Genomic DNA, 9,893 nt, shown 5'->3' on the forward strand with positions numbered 1-9,893 from the left:
TTTTATATTTGTCCCCATTATTTTTATTGAAAACAACGACTTTCCATGGAATATCTAGAATTTGAACTTCCCATAAAGGAACTTGAAGACCAACTTCAAAAATGTATGGTAATAGGGGAAGAGAGTGAAGTAGATGTCACAGAAACCTGTTCGCAGATCGAGAAAAAACTGGAAGAGACCCGCAAGGAGATATACAAGAACCTGACCGCTTGGCAACGTGTCCAGCTTTCAAGACACCCCAATAGGCCATACACCATGGATTACATTAGGGCCATTTGTGGAGATACTTTTCTGGAACTACATGGTGATAGGAATGTGAAGGACGACAAGGCCATGATAGGCGGCCTTGGTAAGATCGGGGACCAAAGCTACATGTTCATCGGCCAGCAAAAAGGATATAATACCAAGACAAGACAATACCGAAACTTTGGTATGGCCAACCCCGAAGGTTACCGCAAGGCCCTTCGGTTGATGAAATCCGCAGAAAAATTTGGCATTCCCGTGGTGTGCTTTATAGATACCCCTGGGGCATACCCCGGCATCGAGGCCGAAGAACGTGGACAGGGAGAGGCCATTGCACGGAATATTTTGGAAATGACCCGCCTGAAAGTGCCGATCATCGTCATCATCATTGGTGAAGGAGCCTCTGGAGGTGCATTGGGCATTGGTGTGGGCGATAAGGTACTCATGTTGGAGAACACATGGTACTCCGTGATTTCCCCAGAATCCTGCTCTTCCATTCTTTGGAGAAGCTGGGAGTACAAGGAACAGGCTGCCGAAGCACTGAAATTGACCGCTGCCGACATGAAAAAACAAAAGTTGGTGGACGAGATCGTGAAGGAACCCCTTGGAGGCGCACACGCCAATAGAGAGAAAACCTTTGAAACGGTCAAGAACAAAATTTCTTCCCATTACGAAGAGCTCAAAAAGTTATCACCAAAAGACCTGGTAAAAACCCGCATGGAAAAATATGCTTCCATGGGTGTTTTCAGCGAGTAATTCTTGTTTTTCAGAGGCTAACTTTTTTTATTAGGTTTTATCCTCGTTTTTTTTTATGTTATCAACAGGTATTGAAAGTTATCAACAGTTGGAATGTTGAGTACCTGTGGACATCGCATTCATCAGAATCAAAGTTAAGTAAAGGTTAATTAGCTACTTTCGCATTTATGGAAAAACCTAGCCCCATCATAGCACATCGAGTGGACAAATCTACCCTGATTAGTCTTGAAAAGGGGAAGATACCACCTCAATCAGTTGATTTAGAGGAAGTTGTACTGGGAGCAATGATGATTGACAAGAAAGGGGTGGATGAGGTCATCGACATTCTGCATCCCGACGTTTTCTATAAAGATGCCCATAAATACATCTACGAGGCCATTTTCAAATTGTTTGAATCCTCGGAGCCCGTGGATTTATTAACCGTTTCTGCGCAATTAAAGAAAGAAGGCAGATTGGAAGCCGTGGGAGGCGATTTTTACTTGATCAAACTTACCCAAAAAGTAGCTTCTTCGGCGCATATCGAGTTCCATGCCAGGATCATCCTTCAAAAGTATATCCAAAGGAGCCTCATCAAGATTTCCAGTGAGATCATTGAAGAGGCATACAGTGACTCCACCGACGTGTTTGACCTTCTGGACAATGCCGAGGCCAAATTGTACGAGGTTACCCAAGGAAACCTGAAACGCTCTGCGGAAACGGCCCAGAATCTGGTGATCCAGGCCAAAAAGAAAATCGAGGAAATCTCCAATAAGGAAGGTCTGAGCGGAATTCCATCCGGTTTTGACAAGCTGGATAAACTCACTTCTGGTTGGCAGCCCAGTGATTTGATCATTGTAGCAGCAAGACCGGGTATGGGTAAAACGGCCCTGACTTTGTCCATGGCAAGGAACATTGCCGTAAATTCAGGGAATGGGGTCGCTTTTTTCTCCTTGGAGATGTCATCAGTACAGTTGATCACACGTTTGATTTCTTCGGAAACCGGACTTTCTTCAGAAAAATTGAGGACTGGAAAGCTGGAAAAGCACGAATGGGAACAATTGAACGTCAAGGTAAAGGCTTTGGAAAAAGCACCTTTGTTCATTGATGATACCCCATCGCTTTCCATTTTTGACCTTCGTGCCAAGGCACGCCGATTGGCCTCCCAACATAAGATCAAGCTGATCATCATTGACTATTTGCAATTGATGACGGCCGGGGGAAGCCAAAAAGGGGGGAACCGTGAACAGGAGATTTCCACCATTTCCCGAAACCTGAAGGCACTGGCCAAGGAATTGGATGTACCGGTCATCGCACTGTCGCAGCTTTCAAGGGCGGTGGAGACCCGTGGGGGCAGTAAGAGGCCCATTCTTTCAGATTTGAGGGAATCCGGGGCCATTGAGCAGGATGCGGATATCGTATCGTTCATCTACAGGCCCGAATACTATAAAATTGACGAATGGGACGATGAGGAGCGCACCCCCACCCAAGGTCAGGCCGAGTTCATTGTGGCCAAGCACCGTAATGGTGGTCTGGATAATATTAGGTTAAAATTTGTGGGTGCTCTGGGTAAATTTGATAACTTGGATGACTTTGATTCCCCGTTCGAATTCCAATCGAAGATGAATGCGGATGAGGAAAATCCCTTTGCAACGCCAAAATTCCCAAGTGCGGACGAAGCTTTTGGCAGCGCAATGAACAGTGACGATGACCCAGATGACAATGACGTACCGTTTTAAAAAAACTACTTTTCTGTCACCTCGAGCGCAGTCGAGAGGTATTCTTTTTCTTTTTCTCTTATTTTCAGTACAGTCTTTCGCATCGGTCATCCTTATTCCTATGGACGCCGAAGGTCAGGAAAACCATTTGAAGGCTTACGGGATCACCTATTGGGTGCTTTCCAAACAGCAAAAGGTGCAATGGTTGCTCAACTACCGTGGAGGCTCTTTCTTATTGCCCGATGGGGATGCCATTCGAAAGGAATGTCAAATCCGTGGGGTTTCTTTTGAAATACTTACCGACGGACAGGCCGAACAGATCTTGGACGAGATCAGCAGTCCGTCCCAAAACCAAGATGCTGTTGTTCTGGAAAAGGCTCCCAAAATTGCCGTGTATTCCCCAAAGGAAAACCAGCCGTGGGATGATGCGGTGACCATGGTGCTCACCTATGCCGAGATTCCCTATGTGACCATCTATGACGAAGAGGTGTTAGGCGATAAATTGGCACTTTACGATTGGTTGCATTTGCACCATGAGGATTTTACCGGGCAATACGGAAGGTTCTATGGGGTGTATAGATCGGTCCCGTGGTATATTGAAGCCAAGGAACAGGCCGAGGAATTGGCGTGGGAATTGGGCTATGCAAAAGTTTCCGATGAGAAATTGGCAGTGGCCCTCAAAATACGGAACTACGTGATCGGTGGTGGGTTCATGTTCGCCATGTGTTCCGCTACTGATAGTTTTGATATCGCCTTGGCGGCGGAAAATGTGGATATCTGTGAGCCCATGTTCGATGGTGATCCTTCGGACGCCAACTATCAGGCGAAGTTGGATTATGGCAACACCTTTGCCTTTACCAATTTCATTTTGGAGCGGAACCCTTTGAAGTATGAGTTTTCATCCATCGACATGACCAACAAACGGGGGAATGTGCCTAAGGAGTCCGACTATTTTTCTTTGATGGAGTTTTCGGCCAAATGGGATCCCGTGCCCACCATGTTGACACAGAACCATACCAGTTTGGTGAAAGGCTTTATGGGGCAGACCACGGCTTTTACGAGAAATGAGATAAAGCCCACCGTGATGGTGCTGGGCGAAAATAAAATCAATGGAGAGGCCCGATACATCCATGGCATCAAAGGAAAAGGTTTTTTTACCTTTTATGGGGGCCACGACCCGGAAGATTACCAGCATAGGGTGGGTGACCCCAAAACGGAACTGGAATTGCACCCCACTTCACCGGGTTACCGCTTGATCTTGAACAATGTGCTCTTCCCTGCGGCCCGCAAGAAAAAACAGAAGACCTAGGTCAATTTTTCCTTGAAAAAGGCAATGGTGCGTTCCCAAGCAAGATCTGCGGCAGCTTGGTCAAAACGGGGGGTCGTATTGTTGTGGAACCCGTGGTTCACTTCAGGATAAAAATGGGCCTCATATTCTTTGTCCAGTTCTTGGAGCTTGGCTTCATAATTAGGCCATCCAGCATTCACCCGTTCATCCAATCCCGCATAATGGATCAATAATGGGGCGTTGATCTGCGCCACTTCATCATCGGCGGGCTGGCCTCCATAAAATGGAACGGCAGCAGCCAGACCTGGAACTTTTACGGCCATCATATTGGAAATCCATCCACCAAAACAGAAACCGACCACACCTACTTTTCCATTGCAATCTTTGTGGTTTTTGAGGAAATCGAAGGCAGCGATGAAGTCTTCCAACATTTCGTTACGGTCCCGTTGGCGTTGCAATGTCCTTCCTTCGTCATCATTACCGGGATATCCGCCAAGGGGTGTCAGTGCATCCGGGGCCAAGGAAATGAACCCGGCCAAGGCGGCTCTTCGTCCCACATCCTCGATGTATGGATTGAGGCCGCGGTTTTCATGTACCACCACAATACCGCCCAGTTTGCTGGTGGCATCTTTGGGTTTGGAAAGCAATCCACGGATCTCGCCGCCACCTTTAGGTGAATTGTAGGTGATAAATTCGGAATCAAGTCTTGGATCGTTGGGCGGGACCACTAGGGTATCCACATAGTTGGGCATCATAAAACTCAACAGGGAGCCCATGGTGATACCTCCTACGGCATACACGGAGAGTTTTTCCATAAATTCCCTCCGGTCCAACTTGTTGTGGGCATAATCATCGTACAGGTCAAAGACCTCTTGTTTGATATCTTCTTTTTTTAAGGGAGCCATATCGTTGCTTTTGGTTGAATGCCATTGAAGGTACAAATTTTACCAAAGCAACTTATTGTGGACTAGAGAAATAGAAGAGTTTTATAGAAGTTTTTCCAAGACCCGCTCCACGCCAAATTCATTATTACTGACGGTTTCGTATTTGGCCACTTTTTTCACGTTGGGGTGGGCGTTGGCCATGGCAAAGCTATAATTGGAGAGCTGCATCATTTCCAGGTCGTTGTTGTAATCCCCGAAGACCATGACCTGGTTCGCTGCAATCTGATGCTGGTCCATGACCTTCTGAAGCGCAAAGCCCTTGTGTGCGTTCTTGTGCGAAACATCCACCCAATTGGCACCGGATACCTTGACCTTTAGCTTGTCTTCCAGTTGTTTTACGGTAGGATAGATGTATTTTTCCGAATCTTCAAAATGATAAATGGCTATTTTGAGCACTTCGGCTTCCACTGCGGTCTGGTCCTTGACAATATCAAACTCGGAATAATACTCCTGAAGCATGGTCAAAAAAGCATCTGAAGCATCGTTTGCATAGGCATTGTATTGTCCGCAGAGCACCGGGTGTACATCTTTGAGAGGGCTGACAATGTCGAGGATACGACCTACTTCTTCCTTGTTGATAGGTGTGGTCAACAGGACTTTGTCTTGTTGTTTGATGAGCGCCCCATTTTCAGCAATCACAATGATGTCATTTTTGATGGGTTCCAATTTATCCACCATGCTATTGTACTGCCTGCCGCTGGCGGCCACGAAAATGATGTCCTTTTTCTTGAGTTCTTCAAAAATTTCAAAAAACCGAGGGCTGACTTCATGTTTGGAGTTCAACAAGGTACCATCCATATCGGTCACCACCATTCTGATCTGCGATAAATCCATTTTCAAGAAATTAAGCTGCAAAGGTATTTTTTATTCGGGGAACGACAGGGCCGCTTTTGGTAAACTTTATATTAATTTCGTTGGCAAAGAATTGTTTGCAATGGACTTTTACCAGAAAGAGATACAATTGCGCTCCTATTCCAGGGGTTTTCATTTGATCACGGATGTTGTTTTGGATGCCGTTCCCGAAATCAGCAGGTTGGACAGGGGAATGTTGCAGGTATTCATCAAGCACACTTCGGCCAGTTTGACCATCAATGAGAATGCCGATGCCACGGTCCGGACCGATTTTGAAAGCCATATCAACAAAATGGTGCCCGAGAATGCACCTTACTATGTGCACAATTATGAGGGGCCGGACGATATGCCCGCGCATATCAAAGCATCACTGATGGGTACTTCGGTACAGATACCCATTACCCATGGGCGGTTGAACTTGGGCATTTGGCAGGGGATTTATCTTTGCGAGCACAGGAACCATGCTTCAGGGAGAAAGTTGGTGATCACTGCGTTTGGACAATAGGAATTGACAATGAAGTTGTGAGTTCGAGCGCTCGTCTGCCGGACGGCCAGATAGTCGAGAACGATTTTCTGGTTGAATTTATCCAGTTTTTTTGCAAAGAAAGAGGTATAAAAATAAAAGATCCCGCACAAGGCGGGATCTCAATAAGCGGGGTAAGTTTATATTTAACCTTTACTTTACTCTTTCAACGATGGCCTTGAAGGCATCTGGATGGTTCATCGCCAAATCCGCAAGAACTTTCCTGTTCAGTTCTATTCCGTTGGATTTTACTTTCCCCATGAATTGGGAGTAAGACATTCCGTGCAATCTGGCACCTGCATTGATACGGGTGATCCATAGGGAACGGAAATTGCGTTTTTTGGTCTTTCTGTCGCGGTAGGCATAAAGCATTGCTTTTTCTACCGCATTTTTGGCTACTGTCCAAACGTTTTTACGTCTTCCGAAGTAACCTTTGGCTTGCTTCATCACTTTTTTTCTTCTAGCTCGTGAAGCAACTGAATTTACTGATCTTGGCATAATGTTTCATTTTTTTGTAGCAGGCGTCCCAATTACGGGAACTTGATTGGCCCAACTCCAGGGTTAATAAATAAATGTACCGATTGAACAATTATTTTAAACGCAATTGTTCCAATACGCTGTTCTCATCCGCTGGGTGAACCAACGTGGAATGGGTCAGCTTTAGCTTACGCTTCTTCGATTTTTTTGTCAGGATGTGACTCTTGAAAGCGTGCTTTCTCTTGATTTTACCAGAACCTGTCAGCTTGAAACGCTTCTTGGCACTGGATTTTGTTTTCATCTTAGGCATTTTCCTAGTTTTTAACTCCGCTTATTGTTGCTGAACAAAGTTCAGTTCTCTTTATTTTTTCGATGTTTTTGGGGCGAGGAACATGGTCATTCGTTTACCCTCCAACTTTGGCATTTGCTCAACCTTTCCCCATTCTTCCAGCTCTTGTGCCAATTTTAACAGCAATATTTCACCTTGGTCCTTATAGACAATGGAACGACCTTTGAAAAAGACATAGGCTTTCAGTTTGGCGCCATCTTTAAGGAATTTTTCGGCATGTCGCTTCTTGAACTCATAATCATGGTCGTCCGTTTGCGGTCCAAACCGAATTTCCTTGATGACAACCTTGGTTGCCTTTGCCTTCAATACCTTGTCCCGTTTCTTTTGTTCATAGAGGAACTTTTTGTAGTCTATGATCTTGCACACGGGCGGATTGGCATTTGGTGAAATCTCCACCAGATCCAGTTCCAGTTCACTGGCCTTTTCCCTTGCTTTGGATATTGGATATACTCCAATTTCCACATTGTCTCCAACAAGCCTCACTTCTGGAGCGGTAATCTTTTCATTGATATTGTGAGGGTTCTTGTTTTCCCTCCTGGGTTGGGGCTTAAATCTTCTTCGTATTGCTATGACGTATACTTTTTAGTTAAACTTAATTTTTTTAGAACGACTTTAAGGTACTATTTATTTCAGTAGTTACCAAGTCGGAAAATGCATCTATGCTCAAACTGCCCAAATCCTCGCCGCCGTGCCTTCTTACTGAAAGTGTTCCGGATGCTTCCTCCTGTTCACCTACGATGAGCATGAAGGGGATTTTCTTGAGTTCGGTCTCACGGATTTTTTTCCCTACGGTCTCGTTCCTCTTATCAATGAGCGCGCGAATTTCGTGATTTTCCAATGAATTCAAAACTTTTTCGGCATATTTTTCGTGTTTCTCACTGACGGGCAGTATAATAGCCTGTATCGGGATCAGCCATAACGGAAAGTTACCTCCGGTATGTTCCAATAGCAGGGCCACAAAACGTTCCATGCTTCCAAAAGGTGCCCTGTGGATCATGACGGGACGGTGGAGTTCATTGTCACTTCCTTTATAGGTAAGGTCAAATCGTTTGGGCAGGTTGTAGTCCACTTGAATAGTGCCCAGCTGCCAGTTCCTCCCAAGGGCATCCTTCACCATAAAGTCCAGCTTCGGGCCATAGAAAGCGGCCTCGCCACTTTCCACCACATAATTCAGCCCTTTTTCCTCTGCTGCATTGATGATGGCCTGTTCCGCTTTTTCCCAATCGTCCGTATTACCTATATATTTCTCTGGATTGTCCAGGTCGCGTACCGATACTTGTGCCGTAAAATTATTGAAGCCCAAAGAGTTCAATACATATAAGGTAAGGTCGATCACATTTTTGAACTCATCGTTCAATTGTTCTGTGGTGCAGAAAATATGGGCATCATCTTGAGTAAAACCTCTAACACGGGTCAAACCATGTAATTCTCCGGACTGTTCATATCGATATACAGTGCCAAACTCCGCATAACGCTTGGGCAGGTCTTTATAGCTGAAGGGCTGGCTATTGTATATCTCGCAATGGTGCGGGCAGTTCATCGGTTTCAGCAGGAACTCTTCGTCCTCTTTGGGAGTGCGAATGGGTTGGAAACTGTCCTCCCCATATTTGGCATAATGTCCGGAAGTCACATAAAGTTCCTTTTGGCCGATATGTGGGGTCACCACCATTTCGTAGCCCGCTTTCTTTTGGGCCTTCTTTAAAAACTGCTCCAGACGCTCCCTTAGGGCAGCGCCCTTGGGTAACCACAAAGGAAGTCCTTGTCCCACTTTCTGGGAAAAAGTGAACAGTTCCAGTTCCTTGCCCAATTTTCTATGGTCCCTTTTCTTGGCCTCTTCCAAAAGTTCCAGGTATTCGGTGAGGTCCTTTTGTTTTGGGAAGGAAATTCCATAAACACGGGTCAACTGCTTGTTGTTCTCGTTCCCTCGCCAATAGGCGCCCGCAACACTGAGGATCTTGATGGCCTTTATGATTCCCGTGTTGGGAATGTGCCCACCGCGACATAGGTCGGTAAAGGTGCTATGGTCACAGAAGGTGATGGTGCCGTCCTCAAGGTTCTCAATAAGCTCCATCTTGTACTCATTGTCTTGGTCTTTATAATATTGCAGTGCATCCGCTTTGGAAACGCTTCGCATCTTATAGTCATGTTTGCCGCGGGCAATCTCAAGGGCCTTTTGTTCTATCTTTTGAAAATCCTTTTCCGATAGGGCATGCTCCCCAAAATCAACATCATAATAGAATCCATTTTCAATGGCCGGTCCGATGGTCAGTTTGATACCCGGGTACAATTCTTCCAAGGCCTGTGCCACTACGTGGGAAGTGGAGTGCCAAAACGCTTTTTTGCCTTCAGTGTCGTTCCATGTGTATAAAGTAAGCGTGCCATCCTCGGTGAGTGGGGTCACAGTTTCCACAACAGTATGGTTGAATTGGGCCGAAATAACATTCCGGGCCAGCCCCTCGCTGATACTTTTTGCAATATCCATAGGTGTAGTTCCTTCGGGAACTTTCTTAACCGCGCCATCAGGCAATGTAATCTTGATCATCTACGCTCCTTGTTTTTGGATGGTGGCAAAGATACCAACTTGATATGATGCTTACAATAGGTATGTGTTCCATTTGCTAAGTTGTATGCTATCAACAGGTTAGGATCTCGATAGGTTTTTGTTGGGTGGATTTTTTGGGGAAATCAAAAAAAATCGTATCTTAACAAGCTGCAAATCAAACACATGTGTTTTTTTCAAAAAAATACTGTAAAACATTTTGTGGAG

General features: G+C 45.5%; 10 protein-coding genes. 4 read left to right on the top strand and 6 right to left on the bottom strand.

The features are described from left to right. Nucleotides 1-45: 45 nt before the first annotated feature. The 3 genes from FOT42_RS15680 to FOT42_RS15690 all read left to right on the top strand — a co-directional run bounded on the left by FOT42_RS15680 (nt 46) and on the right by FOT42_RS15690 (nt 4,002). Entirely contained in the window at nt 46-999 is a 954-nt protein-coding gene (locus tag FOT42_RS15680; protein ID WP_151891464.1) for an acetyl-CoA carboxylase carboxyltransferase subunit alpha, read from the top strand. A gap of 167 nt (nt 1,000-1,166) precedes the next feature. Beyond that, nucleotides 1,167-2,714: a replicative DNA helicase gene (gene dnaB, locus FOT42_RS15685; RefSeq protein ID WP_151891465.1), complete on the top strand. Its 1,548-nt coding sequence runs from the start codon at nt 1,167-1,169 to the stop codon at nt 2,712-2,714. Continuing rightward, on the top strand, nt 2,698-4,002 hold the full coding sequence (locus tag FOT42_RS15690; protein WP_151891474.1) for an asparagine synthetase B: 1,305 nt from the start codon (nt 2,698-2,700) through the stop codon (nt 4,000-4,002). Before dnaB ends, FOT42_RS15690 begins: the two co-directional genes overlap by 17 nt. Here FOT42_RS15690 and FOT42_RS15695 read toward each other — a convergent pair. Both FOT42_RS15695 and FOT42_RS15700 read right to left on the bottom strand, forming a co-directional pair. After that, nucleotides 3,999-4,886: a dienelactone hydrolase family protein gene (locus FOT42_RS15695; protein WP_151891466.1), complete on the bottom strand. Its 888-nt coding sequence runs from the start codon at nt 4,884-4,886 to the stop codon at nt 3,999-4,001. The two genes, FOT42_RS15690 and FOT42_RS15695, sit on opposite strands and share 4 nt — an antisense overlap. Nucleotides 4,887-4,967: 81 nt before the next feature. Further along, nucleotides 4,968-5,759 carry an HAD family hydrolase gene (locus tag FOT42_RS15700; protein ID WP_151891467.1) on the bottom strand — a complete coding sequence of 264 codons (792 nt, stop codon included), beginning with the start codon at nt 5,757-5,759 and terminating at the stop codon, nt 4,968-4,970. 100 nt (nt 5,760-5,859) lie between these two features. Here FOT42_RS15700 and FOT42_RS15705 point away from each other — a divergent pair, with 100 nt between their 5' ends. Further along, the gene (locus FOT42_RS15705) at nt 5,860-6,282 is read left to right on the top strand and encodes a secondary thiamine-phosphate synthase enzyme YjbQ (protein ID WP_151891468.1); all 423 of its coding nucleotides are present in this window, start codon (nt 5,860-5,862) and stop codon (nt 6,280-6,282) included. 171 nt (nt 6,283-6,453) lie between these two features. Here FOT42_RS15705 and rplT read toward each other — a convergent pair whose 3' ends face one another. From rplT to thrS, 4 genes are all read right to left on the bottom strand, one after another. Then, complete coding sequence (gene rplT / locus FOT42_RS15710) at nt 6,454-6,798, bottom strand: 50S ribosomal protein L20 (protein ID WP_072879911.1); 345 nt, start codon at nt 6,796-6,798, stop codon at nt 6,454-6,456. A 91-nt stretch (nt 6,799-6,889) separates the two neighbouring features. Next, nucleotides 6,890-7,087 (bottom strand): 50S ribosomal protein L35, encoded by a 198-nt coding sequence (gene rpmI, locus FOT42_RS15715; protein ID WP_151891469.1) that lies wholly within the window; start codon nt 7,085-7,087, stop codon nt 6,890-6,892. Between the two features lie 51 nt (nt 7,088-7,138). Continuing rightward, nucleotides 7,139-7,690 (bottom strand): translation initiation factor IF-3, encoded by a 552-nt coding sequence (gene infC, locus FOT42_RS15720; RefSeq protein ID WP_262884016.1) that lies wholly within the window; start codon nt 7,688-7,690, stop codon nt 7,139-7,141. 37 nt (nt 7,691-7,727) lie between these two features. Further along, entirely contained in the window at nt 7,728-9,668 is a 1,941-nt protein-coding gene (thrS, locus tag FOT42_RS15725; RefSeq protein WP_151891471.1) for a threonine--tRNA ligase, read from the bottom strand. Nucleotides 9,669-9,893 lie beyond the last annotated feature (225 nt).

The organism is Flagellimonas hadalis (assembly GCF_007785775.2).
Taxonomy (GTDB): domain Bacteria; phylum Bacteroidota; class Bacteroidia; order Flavobacteriales; family Flavobacteriaceae; genus Flagellimonas; species Flagellimonas hadalis.